This is a genomic window from Pseudarthrobacter sp. IC2-21 (assembly GCF_034048115.1).
GTDB classification, from domain to species: Bacteria; Actinomycetota; Actinomycetes; order Actinomycetales; family Micrococcaceae; genus Arthrobacter; species Arthrobacter naphthalenicus.
Genome location: NZ_CP139145.1, coordinates 1,979,947 through 1,998,765, shown reverse-complemented (window position 1 = coordinate 1,998,765; position 18,819 = coordinate 1,979,947). Strand labels below are relative to the sequence as shown.

At 65.0% G+C, this 18,819-nt stretch carries 14 protein-coding genes; 6 read left to right on the top strand and 8 right to left on the bottom strand.

Annotated elements, in window-relative coordinates:
• Positions 1-26 precede the first annotated feature (26 nt).
• Positions 27-1,742, bottom strand: coding sequence for an ABC transporter ATP-binding protein (locus SBP01_RS09200; protein WP_414004293.1), 1,716 nt, complete (start codon positions 1,740-1,742; stop codon positions 27-29).
• A gap of 164 nt (positions 1,743-1,906) precedes the next feature.
• A complete protein-coding gene (locus SBP01_RS09195) occupies positions 1,907-2,692 on the bottom strand; it encodes a trans-aconitate 2-methyltransferase (protein WP_320538196.1) in 786 nt (261 codons plus the stop codon).
• A 95-nt stretch (positions 2,693-2,787) separates the two neighbouring features.
• On the opposite strand from SBP01_RS09195, the gene SBP01_RS09190 reads away from it, so the two are divergent.
• From SBP01_RS09190 to SBP01_RS09175, 4 genes are all read left to right on the top strand, one after another.
• Complete coding sequence (locus SBP01_RS09190; protein ID WP_320538195.1) at positions 2,788-5,334, top strand: DEAD/DEAH box helicase; 2,547 nt, start codon at positions 2,788-2,790, stop codon at positions 5,332-5,334.
• Between the two features lie 12 nt (positions 5,335-5,346).
• Positions 5,347-6,717 carry a CoA transferase gene (locus SBP01_RS09185; RefSeq protein ID WP_275215075.1) on the top strand — a complete coding sequence of 457 codons (1,371 nt, stop codon included), beginning with the start codon at positions 5,347-5,349 and terminating at the stop codon, positions 6,715-6,717.
• 47 nt (positions 6,718-6,764) lie between these two features.
• The gene (locus SBP01_RS09180) at positions 6,765-7,265 is read left to right on the top strand and encodes a GNAT family N-acetyltransferase (protein WP_275215076.1); all 501 of its coding nucleotides are present in this window, start codon (positions 6,765-6,767) and stop codon (positions 7,263-7,265) included.
• A gap of 79 nt (positions 7,266-7,344) precedes the next feature.
• A complete protein-coding gene (locus tag SBP01_RS09175; RefSeq protein ID WP_320538314.1) occupies positions 7,345-8,637 on the top strand; it encodes an alpha/beta fold hydrolase in 1,293 nt (430 codons plus the stop codon).
• Positions 8,638-9,328: 691 nt separating this feature from the next.
• Here the strand turns inward: SBP01_RS09175 and SBP01_RS09170 are convergent.
• The 4 genes from SBP01_RS09170 to coaE form a co-directional block, all read right to left on the bottom strand.
• Positions 9,329-9,697, bottom strand: coding sequence for a VOC family protein (locus SBP01_RS09170; protein ID WP_320538194.1), 369 nt, complete (start codon positions 9,695-9,697; stop codon positions 9,329-9,331).
• 75 nt (positions 9,698-9,772) lie between these two features.
• Positions 9,773-10,801: a TerC family protein gene (locus SBP01_RS09165; protein WP_320538193.1), complete on the bottom strand. Its 1,029-nt coding sequence runs from the start codon at positions 10,799-10,801 to the stop codon at positions 9,773-9,775.
• Between the two features lie 224 nt (positions 10,802-11,025).
• On the bottom strand, positions 11,026-13,125 hold the full coding sequence (gene uvrB / locus SBP01_RS09160) for an excinuclease ABC subunit UvrB (RefSeq protein ID WP_275215079.1): 2,100 nt from the start codon (positions 13,123-13,125) through the stop codon (positions 11,026-11,028).
• Positions 13,126-13,189: 64 nt separating this feature from the next.
• Positions 13,190-14,419, bottom strand: a complete 1,230-nt coding sequence (gene coaE, locus SBP01_RS09155; protein ID WP_320538192.1) for a dephospho-CoA kinase — start codon at positions 14,417-14,419, stop codon at positions 13,190-13,192.
• Between the two features lie 70 nt (positions 14,420-14,489).
• Here coaE and SBP01_RS09150 point away from each other — a divergent pair, with 70 nt between their 5' ends.
• Together SBP01_RS09150 and SBP01_RS09145 are read left to right on the top strand one after the other, a co-directional pair.
• Positions 14,490-15,185 (top strand): YigZ family protein, encoded by a 696-nt coding sequence (locus SBP01_RS09150; RefSeq protein ID WP_320538191.1) that lies wholly within the window; start codon positions 14,490-14,492, stop codon positions 15,183-15,185.
• The gene (locus tag SBP01_RS09145) at positions 15,169-15,669 is read left to right on the top strand and encodes a GNAT family protein (protein WP_320538190.1); all 501 of its coding nucleotides are present in this window, start codon (positions 15,169-15,171) and stop codon (positions 15,667-15,669) included. The genes SBP01_RS09150 and SBP01_RS09145 overlap by 17 nt, the downstream gene beginning before the upstream one ends.
• 116 nt (positions 15,670-15,785) lie before the next feature.
• Here SBP01_RS09145 and rpsA read toward each other — a convergent pair whose 3' ends face one another.
• Both rpsA and SBP01_RS09135 read right to left on the bottom strand, forming a co-directional pair.
• Positions 15,786-17,264: a 30S ribosomal protein S1 gene (rpsA, locus tag SBP01_RS09140; RefSeq protein ID WP_190989028.1), complete on the bottom strand. Its 1,479-nt coding sequence runs from the start codon at positions 17,262-17,264 to the stop codon at positions 15,786-15,788.
• A 238-nt stretch (positions 17,265-17,502) separates the two neighbouring features.
• Entirely contained in the window at positions 17,503-18,792 is a 1,290-nt protein-coding gene (locus SBP01_RS09135; protein ID WP_414004292.1) for a GNAT family N-acetyltransferase, read from the bottom strand.
• Positions 18,793-18,819 lie beyond the last annotated feature (27 nt).

Below are 18,819 nucleotides of genomic sequence, written 5' to 3'. Positions count from 1 at the left end.
GTCCGGTCCGCCCGGGATCGGCCCGGTCACTGGAGGCTCTCCAGGGCCAACTGCGACTCGGCGATTTCGCGGTAGGTGGTGGAGGCTTCCAACAGCTCAAGGTGCGTCCCCTGCGCGACCAGCCGCCCGTCGTCGAGCACTAAAATCCGGTCAGCGCCGGCAACGGTGGAGATCCGCTCGGCGACCACGACCACCACAGCCTCGGTCAGGGTGTCCGCGAGGGCATCCCGGAGCCGGTTCTCGGTGCCGAAATCGAGTGCGGAAAAGCTGTCATCAAAGAGATAGATCGGCGCCTGCCGGACCAAGGCGCGGGCGATGCAGATGCGTTGCCGCTGGCCGCCGGAGAGCGTCACTCCGCCTTGGCCGACTTCGGTGGCCAGCCCGAGGGGAAGTTCGCGGACAAAACCTGCCGCCTGCGCAGTTTCCAGCGCCTGCCAGAGCTCGGGGTCGGTGGCCTCTGGATCGGCGATCCGCAGGTTATGGGCGATGGTCCCCGTGAACAGATGCGACCGCTGCGGGACAACGGCCATGGAACGGCGAAGGACTTCCAGCGGGACGGTGCGGATGTCCCGGCCGCCGATGGTGATGGTCCCGGCGGTGGCATCAAGAAAGCGGGGCAACAGGCCCAGCAGGGTTGATTTGCCGCTGCCCGTTGAGCCGATAACGGCAACGGTAGTGCCTGGGCTTGCTGTAAAGCTGATGTTTTGGAGCACCGGACTTTCGGCACCGGGATAGGCGAAGCGCACATCCGTGAAGGTGATGCTGCCCCCGTCGAAGGCTTCCCCGCGCACGTCCCCCACATCCCGGACCGAAGGCTGGGTATTGAGCACAGCATTGAGACGCTCAGCGCACGCCGCCGCGCGCGGGGCCGCGGTCAGGACGTACATGGCCATCATGATGGCCAGCAGAATCTGCATGATATAGGCGATGAAGGCCGTCAGGGCCCCGATGTTCATCTCGCCGGAGAACACCCGGTGTCCCCCGAACCACACCACGGCCACGGAGGAAAGATTCACCACGATCATGATCAGCGGAAGCATTGCGGCAATGACCAGGGCGGATTTCAGATTGTTTCCGGTCAAGCTGGTATTTGCCCGGGCAAACCGGCGTTTCTCGTGGCCCTGCCTGACAAAGGAACGGATGACGTTGGCTCCGATGATCTGCTCGCGCAGGATCTGCCCGGTAGCGTCCAGCAGTTCCTGGCCGCCGCGGTAGAGCGGTATCAGACGCCGGACGATCAGGTACATGATGAGCAGAAGCACCGGCATGATGATGACGACGATGCTGGACAACACCACGTCCTGCTGCCAGGCAAGATAGACCCCGCCCACTGCCATGACGGGCGCCGCCACCAGCATGGTGAATACCAGGACCGCGAACGACTGGATCTGCTGGGTGTCGTTTGTGGCCCTGGTGACGAGGCTATGGGCACCGAAGGACGCCACCTCCTGGGACGAAAGCGACTGGATTTTGGTGAAAACCTCAGCCCTCAGCTGTTGGCCAAGGGTCATGGCCACAACAGCGCCCAGGTAGCCGGCAGCCACAGCCGCTGCCGCCTGGATGGCCGCAACCAGGGCCATATCAACGCCGAGCCGGAAAATCTCGGGGGTGTTGCCCGTCACGATGCCGTCATCGATGATGGCAGCGTTAATGGTGGGCAGCAGCAGAATGCCCGCGGTCTGAACCAGCTGCAGGGCGATGATGGCGGCTACACGGCCCTTGTTGCCTGCCAGCAACCTCATCAATAAGGCGAAAAGCACTACACCTCCTGGGTTGGTGGGGAGGCCGATGAGGCTGAGGCTTTTGGCCATCCCCACGAGGCCGGTTATTCCTCATTTCCGACCGAACATTCACTGTTAGTCACATGGCTATACGGGCCTTGTAAATAACATCGAACGAATGGAGTTTAGGCGGAAAGTTGCTTTTGCGCTACGGCGAAGATCCGCCGGAAGGGAAAAACTGTCCCGTGGGCGGTGGCGGGATAGGCAATCCGCAGTGCGGCAGCGTACTCGGCTTCGAAAGCCGCACCTTCCTCGGGTGAGAGGACGGCCAGCACCGGCCGCAGCGCGGTGCCGCGCACCCACTCAAGCACCGGATCGGTCCCGGGGAGTACCTGCTGATAAGTGGTTTCCCAAGCGTCGGCAGTGCATCCCGCGTCCAGCATGGTGCGCAGATAGTCGGCCGGTTCCCCCACGGATTCCCCGCCGCGGAGGACGCCTTTCAGCAGCGGCCGCCAGCGGGCGGTGGCGGCCAACTCCCGCATCAGGGCGTGTGACGGGGCGTTGAAGTTTCCCGGTACCTGCATGCCGAACCACGCGCCCGGGCGCAACGCGGCCAGCCACCGGCTCAGCATCTCCTGGTGCCCGGGCACCCACTGCAGTGCGGCGTTGGTGACCACCACGTCGGTTTCACCCGAGGGCATCCATTGGGCAATGTCGGCCTGTGCAAAGACCAGGCCGGGAGAAGCGTCGGCCTGGCCGGCGGCGCGTTCCAGCATTTCAGCTGACGAGTCGAGCCCCAGGACCCTGGCCTCGGGCCATCGCCGGGCGAGGGTGGCCGTCAGGTTGCCGGGGCCGCAGCCCAGATCGACCACCTGGCGGGGGCGGTCTGGCCGGATCCTGCCTGTGAGGTCAAAAAACGGCCGGTCGCGGTAGTCGCCGAACTGGACGTACTTCAGGGGATCCCACTTCACAGTTCCTCCATAATTGGGCGCCGGGTGGCTTCCCGCGAGCCTAACCCCGCCATGCCCGGATAGCGGGCACCTGCGGGGCACTAAGCTGGAAATCAATGAAACTCGTTGACCAGCTGCCTGTCCTGTCCGCCTCGAACCGCCCGGCCGCAGGCATCGACCCGGACGTGCTCTACAGCCGGTTCCTTGAGTGGACCGGGAGCCGCGGCCTGGACCTGTATGCCGCCCAGGACGAAGCCATCATGGAACTGGCCACCGGCGCCAACGTCATCCTCGCCACGCCCACGGGGTCCGGAAAATCGCTGGTCGCGATCGCGGCACACTTCCAGGCCATGGCACGCGGGCAGCGGAGCTACTACACGGCTCCCATCAAGGCCCTGGTTTCAGAGAAGTTCTTCGCCTTGTGCGAGATCTTCGGCGCCGAAAACGTCGGCATGATCACCGGTGATTCAGGCGTGAACCAGGACGCGCCGATCATCTGCTGCACCGCGGAAATCCTGGCAAACATCGCGCTGCGCGAAGGCGAGGCCGCGGACCTCGGCTCAGTGGTCATGGATGAATTCCATTTCTACTCCGACCCCCAGCGCGGCTGGGCGTGGCAGATCCCCCTGCTGGAGCTCCCCCAGGCCCAGTTCCTCCTGATGTCGGCAACGCTGGGAGACGTCAGCCGCTTTGAGGAGGGCATCACCGAACTGACAGGCCGGCCCACCACTACGGTCAGTTCAGCCGAGCGTCCCATTCCGCTGCATTACTACTACCACGAGACCCCTGTCCACGAGACGTTGGAGGAGTTGCTCTCCACCCGGCAGGTGCCGGTCTATGTGGTGCATTTCAGCCAGATCGAGGCCATTGACCGTGCCCAGACGCTGATGAGCATCAATGTGTGCACGCGTGAGGAAAAAGACAAGATCGCCGAGCTGATCGCGAATTTCCGTTTTGCCGCCGGGTTCGGTAAAACCCTCAACAGGCTGGTCCGGCACGGCATCGGCGTCCACCATGCCGGCATGCTGCCGAAGTACCGGCGGCTCGTGGAACAGCTCGCACAGGCCGGCCTGCTCAAGGTCATCTGCGGAACTGACACGCTCGGCGTCGGCATCAATGTGCCCATCCGCACCGTCCTGCTCACCGCCCTGAGCAAGTACGACGGCGTGCGCACCCGCCTGCTTAACTCGCGGGAGTTCCACCAGATCGCGGGGCGGGCCGGGCGGGCAGGTTACGACACCGCGGGCACGGTGGTGGTGCAGGCGCCGGAGCATGTGATCGAGAACGTCAAGGCAATGGCCAAGGCCACGGCGAAGTTCGGCGACGACCAGAAAAAGCTGCGCCAGGTGGTCCGGAAGAAGCCGCCGGAAGGGTTTGTGTCCTGGGGCGAACCCACGTTCAAACGGCTGGTCGAGTCGGCGCCGGATCCCCTCAGCTCCAGTTTCACCGTGACCCACTCCATGCTGATGAACCTGATGGAACGGCCGGGGGACCCGTTTGCCGCGGCACGCCGGCTGCTGACCGAGAACCATGAGACCCGGCCCGCGCAGCTGCGGCTGATGAAACGCGCCCTGGGAATCTACCGCGAACTCCTGGCCGCCGAAGTGGTGGAACGCATCCCCGAAGCGGAGCAGGGCGCAGACGGCAGGACCGTCCGGCTGACCGTCCACCTGCAGGCCAACTTTGCCCTGAATCAGCCGCTCTCGCCGTTTGCGCTGGCGGCGCTGGAACTGCTTGACCCGGAGTCGCCGTCGTACGCCCTTGACGTGGTGTCCGTGATCGAAGCGACCCTCGAAAAGCCCCGGCAGATCCTGTCCGCCCAGCAGAAGAAGGCCCGCGGGGAAGCCATTGCGGCGATGAAGGCCGACGGCATCGAATACGACCAGCGGATGGCCATGCTGGAAGAGGTTACTTACCCGCAGCCGCTCGCCGAAATGCTGGGCGAGGCGTTCGAGGTCTACCGCAAGGCCGCACCCTGGGTGGGCGACTTTGAACTGGCGCCCAAGTCGGTGGTCCGGGATATGTACGAACGGGCCATGAACTTCGGCGAGTTCGTCCAGTTCTACGGCCTGGCCCGCTCCGAAGGCATCGTCCTGCGTTACCTCGCGGACTGCTTCAAGGCGCTGCGCCAGACGGTGCCGCAGGACCTGCTGCGTGAGGATCTTGAGGACCTCATTGCCTGGCTGGGTGAGCTGGTCCGGCAGGTCGACTCCAGCCTCCTGGACGAATGGGAGGAATTGACCTCCGGCGTGGCACCCACCCCGCACGACGCACCTCCTCCCCCGCCGCCGTCGCTCACGTCCAACATCAGGGCCTTCCGGGTGATGGTCCGGAACGAAATGTTCCGCCGCGTGGAACTGTTCGCCGACGAGGACGCCGCCGCGCTGGGCGAGCTGGATGCCGGCGCCGGCTGGGATGCGGAGCGGTGGGAAGACGTTTTGGACGACTACTTCGACGAACACAACGACATCGGCACCGGGCCTGACGCCCGCGGCCCCGGGCTGCTCATCATCACCGAGGAACCGGGGCTGTGGAAAGTCCGGCAGATCTTCGACGACCCGGCCGGCAACCATGACTGGGGCATTTCCGCCGAAGTGGACCTGGCGGCGTCGGACGAAACCGGAACCGCCGTGGTCCAGGTCACCGGCGTCAACCGGCTGTAGGGGCGCAGCACCGTGGAATCCGTCCCCGACCTGACCGCCAGCCTGCGGGTCCTGGACGCCGTGAAGGCCCAGCCTGCGGCACGGTGGGAGGGGCCCCGGTGGTGGTGGGGCGGTCCACTGGATGTTGAGGGCCTGGCGCTTGGCGCGGTCCAGGCCGCCGCCACAGCGTTGAACGCCCTGACCGCGGCACCCGGGAGATATGCCCTCGCTTCCGGTTCCACGGCCGCTTCCTTCGATTCGCTGGGGCATCTGCGGATCGCCGGCAGGAAAGCGGAAGGTTTCGCTCCGCTGTCCGGATTCCGCCGCACCGGAGACGGTTGGATCCGCCTGCATGCAAACTATCCGCACCACGCGGCCCGTCTGATGGCTGCCCTGTCCGCCGACACGCCACCGGCGGTGGACCGCGCACTGCTGCACATGACCTCCCTCGAGGCGGAGGAAGCCATTACGGCGCACCAGGGTGTGGCGGCTGCCGTCCGCACGCGCGCGGACTGGCTCACGACGCCGATGCACGCGGCCGCCGGCGCCGGGCCGTGGATCCGCATTTCACGGCCGCCCGGGCAGGCCCGGCAAGGCGGTCCGCTCCCGTCATGGACGCCATCCCCTGATCCACGCCGTCCTTTGGCCGGGCTGAAGGTCCTGGACCTGACCCGCGTCATCGCCGGGCCCACGGCCACCCGCCTGCTCGCGGCCCTCGGTGCGGATGTCCTGCGCATTGACCCGCCGCACCTCCCGGAGCTGACCGACGCCTACATCGACTCCGGCTTCGACAAACGCAGTGCCGTGGCTGACTTCCGGAGCGCCGCCGGCCTCGAGGCCGTGAGGGGCCTCGCCGGGTCTGCTGATGTGGTGGTGGCCGGGTACCGTGCGGGTGGCCTGGACCGGTTCGGTCTGGGCGCTGAGCCGCTGTTGGCCGCCCGTCCCGGCCTTGTGGTGGTCACCCTCAGCGCGTGGGGTGACGGCGGTCCATGGAACGGCCGGCGCGGCTTTGACAGCCTGGTCCAGGCAGCCACCGGGATCGCTGCAAGATATGGCCGGGGCGCCGCCAACGCCTGGGTTCCCGGCGCGCTCCCCGTGCAGGCGCTGGATCACGCCACCGGGTACGGCCTGGCGGCGGCAGCCCTCGCCTTGCTGGCCGAACGGATCAGCAGCGGGCTTGGCGGCAGCGCACGGCTGTCGCTGGCACGGACCGCTGAGGAACTGGTGCGGCTCCCTGAAGCACACAACTCCGCTGCTCCCCTGCCGGACCCGGAGTTCCGGAGCATGGCAAGCCCCTATGGGAGCCTGCGTTTTGTGGGACCGCCCCTGCTGGCTGACGGTGTGCCGCTGGAGTATGCCGAAAGCCCGGTCCGGTACGGCAGCTCCGAACTTCGCTGGCGGTAGCAGCCCGGCGGGCGCCGGCTGCAACAGAGCCCTTGTAAACTCGACCCATGAGTGTAATCCGCCCCGCCACCCCGCAAGACGTCCCCGTCATTCTGCAGATGATCCACGAATTGGCCATCTACGAGAAAGAACCCGACGCAGTTCAAAATACGCCCGAACTGCTGGCCGGGGTGCTGTTCGGCGAGAATCCCCGAGTGTTCGCCGCGATGGCCGAGAACGCCGGAGGCGAGGTCCAGGGGTTCGCTCTTTGGTTTCTGAACTACTCCACGTGGGAAGGGGTCCACGGCATCTATCTGGAGGACCTTTACGTCAGCCCGGATGCCCGCGGGGAAGGCCACGGCAAGGCGCTCCTGAAGCACCTGGCCGCCACCGCCGTCGAAAACGGGTATGCCCGGGTGGAATGGAGCGTCCTGGACTGGAACGAGCCGTCCATCAACTTCTACCGGAGCCTGGGTGCCCGGCCCATGGACGGCTGGTCTACGTTCCGGCTGACCGGCGCGGCACTGGAAAGCTTCGGCACCAACACGCCGGCGGCTGCCCGTGCCTGACCGGGCCGTCTCCGCCGGAGCTTTAAGCGCGGCACCGCCGGGTGGCCATGTCATCAAGGCCCGCCACGAATTCCGTGGCATGCGCACGGCCGAACACTATTTCACGGTGCCACTGAACCACTTCGAGCCGGCCCCGGGCGCCAGCGGTGAAGCGCCGGAGACCATCACGGTCTTCGCCCGCGAATATGTTTCCTCCAGCCACTCCGTGGCTGAGGCTGAAAGTCTTCCCTGGCTGTTGTTCCTCCAGGGCGGCCCGGGCGGCCGCGGGAACAGACTGGCCTCGCTGGGTGGCTGGAGCAAAGCGGCTGCCAGGGATTTCAGGATCCTCATGCTGGACCAGCGCGGCACCGGCCTATCGTCACCCATCGACCGGAACTCCTTGCCGGCCCGGGGAACAGCTGAGGCCCAGGCTGCCTACCTGGAACACTTCCGCGCGGACTCCATCGTGGCCGATGCGGAACTCATCCGTGCCGCGCTCGGCTCCGGCCCCTGGTCTATTTACGGACAAAGTTATGGCGGGTTCTGCGCGCTCACGTACCTTTCATTTGCACCGGAAGGCGTCAAGGAAGCCCTCATCACCGGAGGCCTGGCGCCGCTGGACGGGCCGGCCGACGACGTCTACCGCGCCACCTTCGGGCGTGTCGCGGCACGCAACGCGGAATACTTCGGCTGGTATCCGGAGGACCGTCTGACGGTGGAGAGGATCGCTTCGCACCTGCGCCAGGTGGCGGAGTTCCTTCCCGACGGCGGCAGGCTGACGGTTGAGCGCTTCCAGATGGTGGGCGCTTTCCTTGGCGGCAACACCCGCGTCGACGGCCTCCACTACCTCCTCGAAGGAGCCTTCACGGACACCCCGGACGGTCCCAGGCTGTCCGATGCGTTCCTGGAACAGGTACAGGGCATCGTGTCGCACCGCAGTAATCCGCTTTATGCCCTGATGCACGAGTCCATCTACGGGCAGGGCAGGCCCACTGACTGGGCCGCGTGGCGGGTTCTGCGCGACTATCCGGAATTCCACCCCGACGCGGAGCCGCTGCTGCTGACCGGCGAGATGGTTTACCCGTGGTACTTCGAGCAGGACCCGTCGCTTGAGCCACTCCGGGACGTGGCCGAACTGCTCGCCGCCAAGCCTGACTGGAAGCCGCTGTATGACCGCAAGCGCCTGGCCGTGAACAGCGTACCTGCGGCCGCGGCTGTCTACCGGGACGATATCTACGTGGACCGTGAGCTGTCGCTGGAAACCGCGGCGGCCGTCCGGGGCCTCCAGGTGTGGGAGACCTCGGAGTTCCACCATGACGGCATTTCTGATGACGGCGAAGCAATTTTCGGCCGTCTTTTGGGAATGGTTCGTTCGGCCGGCGGCCCCGCTTAGCGGCAGCGTTGGCAACCGTTTAGCTGCGGGCCTTACCGGCGGAGAGCGGGCGGGCGCGAAAAGGGCGCCGCTGGATTTGCTGCTTAGCCAAGCGCCCCCTGAGCTCGATGCTTCAGCTGAATGCCACTTGCACGGGCTTGAACCTGAAAGGGCCGCCGCATCCCGGTCCGTAGGGGTGTTCCCCGGTTGACTCCGTTTCGATGGGCAATTGACGGGCTATGCGGCCACCGGAAGTGGCCACGGCCTCCACAAAAATCGACGTGACACTAGCAGGCGGGCTCAGGTACGGCGGGGACTGCGGAACCAGCCATTTTCCCTCCGGGTTTCTCGTCACCGGCTCAGGAGTGCATCCCTCCCCAAAGCAAGCCGCTGCTGACGCCGGCGGGGTGGAAAAGGTCAGCTCCACGTCACCCACATAGGCGTAACCGACTGCTGGACATGCCCGGCTGACCGAGGGCATGCGGCCGAGCAGGACGGCAAGTGCCAACACGGTGACAATAACGCCCGACGCAAGCAGAAGTACGCTCCGACGGTTCATACCGCGAGCCTAAACCCGTCAGGCATCGGGAGTCTCGCCATGGCGGACTCCGTTATACAAGGTTCACCGCTGCTTGTGCGCAACCCGTTGCGGTCATGTCCGAGTGTGCCTGGCAGGGTGCAATGCGGACAAGGCCGCATACCTGTGGGCCAGCTACTTTAGGGCCGCGGATTCCCGAGTCTCGTAGCTGAGGTTGCTGAATTCTTCGTCCAACTCATTCACCTGGATGAGGTATCCATCCGGGTCCTGGACAGTGAGATACCGGCCGAAGTTTTCGTCCATGATCTCTGATGGCGCGTAACCGGCGTCTCGAAGGCGCTTGGCGGTGTTCTCCAGATTCTCGTCAGTTGTGAATTGCAGTTCCACGGCTCCCGCATCGACGTTTCTGGTTTGAGCTTCGGCGATGTGGAGGCCCAGCTGACCGCCGTCACCGCGCATGTCCGCCCAGGTTCCGCTTGTTGCTGCAGCATTCTCGTTCAGCCCGAGCGTGGAATAGAACTTGTTTGCGAACTCGATGTTCACCCCTTCAGGAAAAAGGACAGCAGCCCCGGCCGCGGAGGGCCGGGACTGCTGTGACGTAGGAGGTGGGCGCCGGGCCTACTCGGAGTCGCTGAGGCTCCTTCTGGCGTCTTCTTCCAGGCGGGGGTCCACGGGGGACGCCTCAGCTTTGGAGCTCATCAGGCTTGCTATCACAGCAACGATGATGGTGCCCACGATCACGGCAAGGGAGACAAACGTGGGGATCTCCGGAGCCCATTCGATGTGGTTGCCACCGTTGATGAACGGCAGTTCGTTCACGTGCATGGCGTGCAGCACGAGCTTCACTCCGATGAACGCCAGAATGAAGGACAAAGCATGCTTCAGGTAGATCAGGCGGTTCATCAGGCCCCCCAGCAGGAAGTAGAGCTGGCGGAGGCCCATCAGGGCGAACAGGTTGGCGGTGAACACGATGAACGGGCTCTGGGTGAGGCCGAAGATCGCCGGAATGGAGTCCACGGCGAAGAGCAGGTCGGTCAGGCCGATGGTGACGAACACCACCAGCATGGGGGTGAAGACTTTCTTCCCGTCCACCGTGGTACGCAGCTTCCCTTCGTCGAATTTCTCCGACATGGGGATGACTTTGCGGATCTGGGCGAGGAGCGGGTTTTCCTTGTCCTCCTCGTCCTCGCCTTCGTCCTGCGCCTGCTTCCAGGCGGTCCAGAGCAGGAAGGCCCCAAAGATATAGAAGACCCAGCTGAACTGTTCGATCACGATCGCGCCGAGGAGGATGAAGATGCCTCGCAGGATCAGGGCAATGATGATGCCCACCATCAACACTTCCTGCTGGTATTTCCGGGGTACGGAGAACCTGGCCATGATGATGATGAAGACGAACAGGTTGTCGATGCTGAGGCTGTACTCTGTGACCCAGCCCGCCACGAACTGGCCACCGAATTCTGCGTTGGTGAACGCGAACATCGCACCGGCAAAGACCAGGGCCAGGCTGACGTAGAAGGCCACCCACAGGCCGGCTTCCTTCATCGATGGTTCGTGGGGACGCCGGACAACGAGGAGAAGGTCAAGGAGAATGATCAGGCCGAGGACGACAAAGGAGCCGACCTCAAACCACACAGGCAAATCAAGCACGGGTAGCCTTTCGCAGGGTACAGAGAAATGGTGTAAGTCTCTCCGGCCTGCCTGTGCACTTGGTGCTGAATTGGCGGACCCGCTACGCCCGGCCAGGCAACCATGCCTCGCGTGTTGACGATCGTAGCACTTGGGATACTCCCCTACGTGCCGTTAACTCTACCGCAGGCACACACCAGCGCCGGACTCAGTCTGCATATGATGCGGGTGAGCCTCAGACGGTCCTATGCGTGACCGGCCGCCTGCATTTGGCGGAGTTCCTTCTTCAGCTCACTGACCTCGTCCCGGATCCTCGCGGCCACCTCGAACTGCAGTTCGGCGGCCGCACCGTGCATCTGCTCGGTGAGCTGCTCGATCAAACCCACGAGGTCTTCTGCCGGGGCCGCAGCGAGCCCGTCCTTGCGGACCTGGGCTGCGCCCTTGGCCGCAGACTTCCCGCGCTTGGCGCCCTTGGCCAGGCGGTTGTTGTTCAGCAGCTCCTGGGTATCGGCGTCTTCCTTGGCCAGCTGGTCGGTGATGTCGGCGATCTTCTTCCGCAGCGGCTGCGGATCGATCCCCTTTTCCGTGTTGTACGCCACCTGGATGGCACGGCGCCGGTTGGTCTCGTCGATGGCGTGGGCCATGGAATCGGTGATGCGGTCCGCATACATGTGGACCTGTCCGGAGACGTTTCGGGCAGCACGGCCGATGGTCTGGATCAGGGACGTGGAGGACCGCAGGAAGCCTTCCTTGTCCGCGTCCAGGATGCTCACCAGCGAGACCTCGGGCAGGTCGAGGCCTTCGCGGAGAAGGTTGATGCCCACCAGCACGTCGAAAACGCCCATCCGCAGTTCGCGGAGCAGTTCAACCCGGCGGAGCGTATCGACGTCGGAGTGCAGGTATTCAACTTTGATGCCGTGGCCCAGGAGGTAGTCGGTGAGGTCCTCCGCCATCCGCTTGGTCAGCGTGGTGACCAGCACGCGTTCGTTCTTCGCCGTCCGGGTCTTGATCTCACCGAGGAGGTCATCGATCTGGCCCTTGGTGGGTTTGACCACCACCTCGGGGTCGATCAGGCCGGTGGGCCGGATGATCTGCTGCACGAAGCCGTCGGCCTTTCCGAGTTCGTACTTGCCCGGCGTGGCCGAGAGGTAGACGGTCTGGCCCACCCGTTCGAGGAATTCATCCCACTTGAGGGGGCGGTTGTCCATGGCCGAAGGCAGCCGGAAGCCGAAGTCCACCAGGTTGCGCTTGCGGGACATGTCACCTTCGTACATGGCGCCGATCTGCGGCACCGTGACGTGGGACTCGTCGATCACCAGCAGGAAGTCGTCCGGGAAGTAGTCCAGGAGGCAGTGCGGAGCGGTCCCCCGGGCCCGCCCGTCGATGTGCGACGAGTAGTTTTCGATGCCGTTGCAAAACCCCATCTGCTGCATCATTTCAAGGTCATAGGTGGTGCGCATCCGCAGCCGCTGGGCCTCCACCAGCTTGTTCTGGCTTTCCAGCTCCTGCAGCCGTTCTGCGAGTTCATCCTCGATCCGCTTGATGGCGCGGGCCATCCGCTCAGGACCGGCCACATAGTGCGAGGCCGGGAAGACATACATTTCCTCTTCGTCCCGGATCACTTCGCCGGTCAGCGGGTGCAGGGTGTGGATATTCTCGATCTCATCCCCGAAGAATTCGATCCGGATGGCCAGTTCCTCGTACATCGGAATGATCTCCACGGTGTCGCCGCGGACCCGGAACGTGCCGCGGTGGAAGTCCATGTCGTTGCGCGCATACTGCATGGCGACGAACTTCCGGAGCAGGTCATCGCGGTTCATCTCGGCGCCCTTGCGGAGCGTGACCATTCCCGCGATGTACTCTTCCGGGGTACCCAGGCCGTAGATGCAGGACACCGTGGCAACCACGATGACGTCGCGGCGGGTCAGCAGGGCATTGGTGGCAGAGTGCCGCAGCCGTTCGACTTCCTCGTTGATGGAGGAGTCCTTCTCGATGAAGGTGTCCGTCTGCGCCACGTACGCCTCGGGCTGGTAATAGTCGTAGTAGGAGACGAAATACTCCACCGCATTATTGGGCAGCAGTTCCCGGAATTCGTTGGCCAACTGGGCGGCAAGGGTCTTGTTCTGGACCATCACCAGGGTGGGCCGCTGGACCTGTTCAATAAGCCAGGCGGTGGTGGCGCTCTTGCCGGTACCGGTGGCACCGAGCAGGACAACATCTTTTTCGCCGTTCTTGATCCGCTCCGTCAGTTCGGCGATGGCGGCGGGCTGGTCACCGGCGGGCTGGAATTCGCTGATGACCTCGAAGGGCGCGACAACTCGGTTGATATCCTGCGCAAGGCTCATGCATCTAATCTACAACCGGGCACCGACACTCAGCCCCGGATCCGTTACCGGCGAACAGTTGGGTTCAGGGGCGGGGACTTCCAGGGGTGTACGACGGCGGGCGCCACCCTGAGTGCGCAGCCCAGGCGTCCATACCGGGCAGGGCAACGTCCGTGAACCACGGCTCCTTCGCCTCGGCGTAGGCGTGCGTGCCCCTGGTGCCGGCAAACTGTTTGGTCAGGGCGAGTTTGTGTTCGGCATACATGGCGGCGGCCTCGGGGTCATTCCGGAGCCAGTCGCGGAACAGCAGCGCGTAGTGCCAGCCTGAGGATCCTGCCGGCCTGACGTGCACGTTCACGGCACGGCCTGGGTCTGCATTGGCGTGGAACCGTTTCTCCCATTGCGCCGGGTCGGGCGCAGCAGGCTTCGGAGTGTCGAAATTGGCCCCCGGCACGGGCGGAAAACCCGCTGCAGCCAGCAGCGGCGCTATCCGATCGGCGACGTCAAGGCCAGTCACCGTCACTTGAAGATCGATTACGTCCTTGGCCGGCAGACCCGGAACCGCGGTGGAGCCGACGTGGTCAACGGCCAGTATGTCCGCGGGTGCGGCGGCCCTGATCCGGGCACCAAGCCTGGCGGCCTGGGCCGGCCAGTCCGCCCGGGCCGGGGACAGTACTGCCACACCCGCCCTGGCCGCCCTGGCACCACGGCGCAGATTGTCCGCAAACGGCACCAGCCGTTCAGTCCAGAGCCGGTCCACCTGAGCCAGCAGGGCGTCCACTGTCCCGGCGTTCTCCAGGACCACGTCCGCTGCGGCCAGCCGGTCAGCGCGCGTGGCCTGCGCCGCCATCCGGGACGCGGCCTCCTCCCGGGTCATCCCCCGGTGTTCGAGCATGCGGGCAATGCGGATGTCGTCCGACGCGTCCACCACCAGCACCAAATGAAAGTTGCTGCCCTGCCCCGTCTCCACCAGAAGCGGAATGTCCTGGACCACCACCGCGCCACGGGGTGCAGCGGCAATGATCCCTGCAGCGGCCTCCCGGACCAGCGGGTGAACAATGCCATTCAGCACGGCCAGGCGGGACGGATCGCCAAAAACGACAGAGCCGAGCCTGGCGCGGTCAAGCCGGCCGGCGGCGTCGAGCATCTCCGTCCCAAACGCGTCCACCACCCGTGCCAGTCCGGGCGTACCAGGCTCAACCACCTTGCGGGCCAGCGCGTCGGCATCCACCAGAGTGGCACCGAGCTCCGCCAGACGTGAGGCCACCATTGACTTCCCTGAGGCGATGCCGCCCGTCAAACCGATCTTCAGCACTTCAACAGCCTAGTCGCCGCTGGGAACCCCGGCAGCGTGGCCCCACCCGCTGCTGCCCTAGACTGGGGCGGTGCAAGAGCAGGAGCAGGAGAGCCGGGTAACCTCGTATACCGCCCTCGCGGCTGGTCCGGATTTCCGGCACGACATCGAAATCAAACGGTCCCGTTTCATCACCGTGCTGCGCCGCGCGGACACCGAGGAAGCAGCCCGGGAGCTGGTGTCAGGCCTGCGGCGCGAATTCCATGATGCCCGGCACCACTGCTCAGCCTTCGTCATCGGGCCGGACCGGGACATCCAGCGGTCCAATGACGACGGCGAACCCTCCGGCACCGCGGGCATTCCGATGCTTGAGGCGATCCTTAAACGCGAGACCGCACCGGGGGTGACCGACCTCAGCGACGTCAGCGCCGTCGTCGTCCGTTATTTCGGCGGCATCCTGCTGGGCGCGGGCGGCCTGGTCCGGGCCTATTCCGAATCGGTGTCCGCCGCCCTCGACCGGGCACCGCTGGTCCGGCGACGCCGGCTGCGGATCTGTTCCGCGTCCGTACCTCACTCCGGCGCGGGCAGGCTGGAAAACGATCTCCGGGCGGCAGGCTTCGTGATGGCGGAAACCACCTACGGCGCCCGCGAGACGACCCTGCGCCTGGCCATCCCCGACAACCCGGCGGAACTTTCAGCCGCCACCGAGCGCGTCCTCTCGTTCACCGCCGGAACCGTGGATCTCACACCCGGCGGAACGGAGTGGCTCGATGTCCCGCTCCCCTGAAGTCCACCTGGCCGACGTGGATGAGCCCCTGCTGGAGAAGCTGCTGGACCTCGCCCAAAGGGATGCGGCGGCGGACGAAGTCACCCCGCCGCTCGGCGCCGGAACCGGCTGGAACGCTGAGCGCGCGCAGTGGTTCCGGGCGTACCACCGCGCGGCGGCGAAGGGGCTGGATGGACCGGCGGGCGAACAGACCTGGGCTGTGTTGTGCGGTGGAGATCCCGCGGGTTCAATCCGCCTGAAACGGACAGTGGACCCCGGTACCGCAGAGACAGGCATTTGGCTGGGCCGGAGCTTCCGCGGCCAGCGCATCGGCACTGTTGCCCTCCAACTGATCCTGGCAGAAGCCAGCCGCGCAGGCCTGCGGCGCATCGTGGCGCATACAACGGCCGGGAATGCCGGTGCTCAACGTCTGCTCACTGCCGCGGGCGCGGTACTGACTTACGACGACGACGGCGGCGCGGTGAGTGCCGCCGTCGACCTCTAACGCGCGATCCGGCCGGTGCCGCCCAAGGTCAGACACCGTCTGGGGTTAAACACCGCGGGCCCCTGCAATTGCAGGGGCCCGCGGTGTTGGCCCGGGAAGTCCCGGGCCGGTGGCAATTAGTTGCCGGTCAGCTTCTCGCGCAGAGCGGCGAGAGCCTCGTCGGATGCAAGGGTGCCTGCACCGGCGTTGGACTCAGCAGCGGGCTCCGAGGAGTAGCTGGTGGTGCCGGAATCGCTGTCACCGGACGTTGCAGCTGCAGCGTCGTCGGCAGCGTGCTGAGCAACCTGCTTCTTGTGTGCTTCCCACTTGGTCTGGGCATCAGCGTACTGCTGCTCCCAGGCGGCGCGCTGGTTCTCGTAGCCTTCAAGCCACTCGTTGGACTCCGGATCGAAGCCCTCCGGGTACTTGTAGTTACCCTCTTCGTCGTACTCAGCGGCCATGCCGTAGAGAGCCGGATCGAATTCGGTGCTGTCGGCGTCGACGCCCTCGTTGGCCTGCTTGAGGGAGAGCGAGATGCGGCGGCGTTCCAGATCGATGTCGATGACCTTGACGAACAGCTCGTCGCCAACGGAGACAACCTGCTCGGCCAGTTCAACGTGGCGGACAGCCAGCTCGGAGATGTGGACCAGGCCTTCGATGCCGTCTTCGACGCGAACGAACGCACCGAACGGAACCAGCTTGGTGACCTTACCCGGAACAACCTGGCCCAGGGCGTGGGTGCGGGCGAAGGTCTGCCACGGATCTTCCTGCGTAGCCTTGAGCGACAGGGAAACGCGCTCGCGGTCCAGGTCGACCTCGAGAACCTCGACGGTGACTTCCTGGCCAACTTCGACAACCTCGGACGGGTGGTCGATGTGCTTCCAGGACAGCTCGGAAACGTGAACGAGGCCGTCTACGCCGCCCAGGTCCACGAAGGCACCGAAGTTGACGATGGAGGAAACGACGCCGGGACGGACCTGGCCCTTTTCCAGCTTGTTGAGGAACGTGGAGCGGACCTCGGACTGGGTCTGCTCGAGCCAGGCACGGCGGGACAGGACCACGTTGTTGCGGTTCTTGTCCAGCTCGATGATCTTGGCTTCGATCTGCTGACCGATGTACGGAGCCAGGTCGCGCACACGGCGCATCTCGACGAGGGATGCGGGCAGGAAGCCGCGCAGACCGATGTCGAGGATAAGACCACCCTTGACAACCTCGATGACGGTACCGGTGACAACACCGTCTTCTTCCTTGACCTTCTCGATATCGCCCCAGGCACGCTCGTACTGAGCACGCTTCTTGGAGAGGATCAGGCGGCCTTCTTTGTCTTCCTTGGTGAGCACCAGGGCTTCGACCTGATCGCCAACGGAGACAACGTCTCCGGGATCAACGTCGTGCTTGATGGACAGCTCGCGGGAGGGGATGACACCTTCGGTCTTGTAACCGATGTCGAGCAGAACTTCATCGCGGTCGACCTTGACGACGGTACCTTCGACGAGATCTCCGTCGTTGAAGTACTTGATGGTGGCGTCGACTGCTGCGAGGAAGTCCTCAGCGGTACCGATGTCGTTAATCGCGACTACGGGGGTACCGGGCTTCTCGGTGGAGGTGATGGTCATGTAGTAGGGGCTCCGTTGTGGATAGTTAGTTGGTCAGGCCAACCACTGCACCCGCATTATGGAACGCAGGCACAGGTGGCGGCGGATCGTGGAGATCCGCCGGGTCATCCTGATTTTGTGGATTGGTGTTTAACAAATGCAGAGAACGTGCACGTAGTACGCGCCCACTTATTCTAGTCGCAGCGGCCAACACGGGTCAAAGCGCGGCCTGTCAGGGCAAGAGGACGCCCCGGGGGGCCTAGAAGTGGGTCAGGCAATGGGCGGCGCGCTCAACGGCGAACAACCCGCGGGCCCGAAGCGCCGCGCCCTGCCTGTGTTCACGGATCCGCCCTGCTGCCGTCAGCGTCACCGGGCAGACCGCACCCAGATAAATTGATGACAGCGCGGAGACATCCAGTGTGAGGTCCGGATCCGCCTCCGGTCCGACGCGTTCGACGGCGGCCTTACCGCCGCTGACTGCGAGGGCAAACGTCCCGGCCGTGAGGCCGAGGGGGTCGAGGACTTCCAGCACCAGCCGGCCGTCCACCGGATAATGCCGCGCCTGAAGGGCCGGAACCACGTCCAGGATGCGGAGCCAGAGCATGTCCCTGCTGTCCGATGAGTCGATGCAGCGGGGATCGGCCAGTGCCCAGGTAAGGGGGTCATCCAGCGGCGCTTCCTCCCAGGTGATCCGTTCGATCAGATCGATGGCGGCAAGGAACTGCCAGAGTTCCAGGTAGGCCTCGTGGGTGGCCGCCACCAGATCCACCACGTGCATCGTGTGGGGTTCCGTCTCCCAGCCCAGGAACTTGTAGGACACGTAGCCGTCCACGCCCCCGTCCGGACCGTAGTGCAGGGCCACCTTGACGGCCGGGTCCTCTTTGCCGTCGCGGCCAAGGGAGCCTGACGCCAACTGGCGGTACCACTCCTGGCGGTCCACGGACCCGGGCGTCAGGCGGTGCACGCGGGCGAAAACTTCCGGCGCCACGTCGAGGAGGACTTTGGGCTCGGCAACGTCCACCCGGCCAACGGCCTGGTGGACGAGGCTGAACCGGGCCGAGGTGTCCACCGTGACGGTCCGTTCGAAGCTGGCCACCCCATAACCGAAGCGCCCGTAGATGGACCCCTCCGAGGCCGTCAGGGCAGCCATCGCCACGCCGTCAGCCTTGGCCAGGGCAAGGTCCTCCGACATCATGCGCCGCAGCAGTCCGCGGCGCCGATGGGAGGTCCGTACGGTCACCGCAGTGACCAGCTGGGTTTCCAGCATCCTGCCGAAGCCGATGTTCAGGGTCTTCCGCATGGTGCCGAAGGTTGCGACTGGGACCTCCGCGGGGAAGGATCCGGGCGCCACCTCACGGGTTTGGTAGGCCCCGGTAAAGATCCTCCGATCGGCACGGTAGGTCTGCAGTGACTTGGCGACGTGTTCGGGTGTCCGGGTGGATTCGTGAAAGCCGAACGAGACGGCCTTGACCCAGCTTTCCGCTTCCGGATAACCGGGTTCCCCGTCGACAGCGGCGGGGAAACGCCGGATTTCGTAGTCATCACTCAGTTCAGCCACAACGCCGAGCCTAACCAA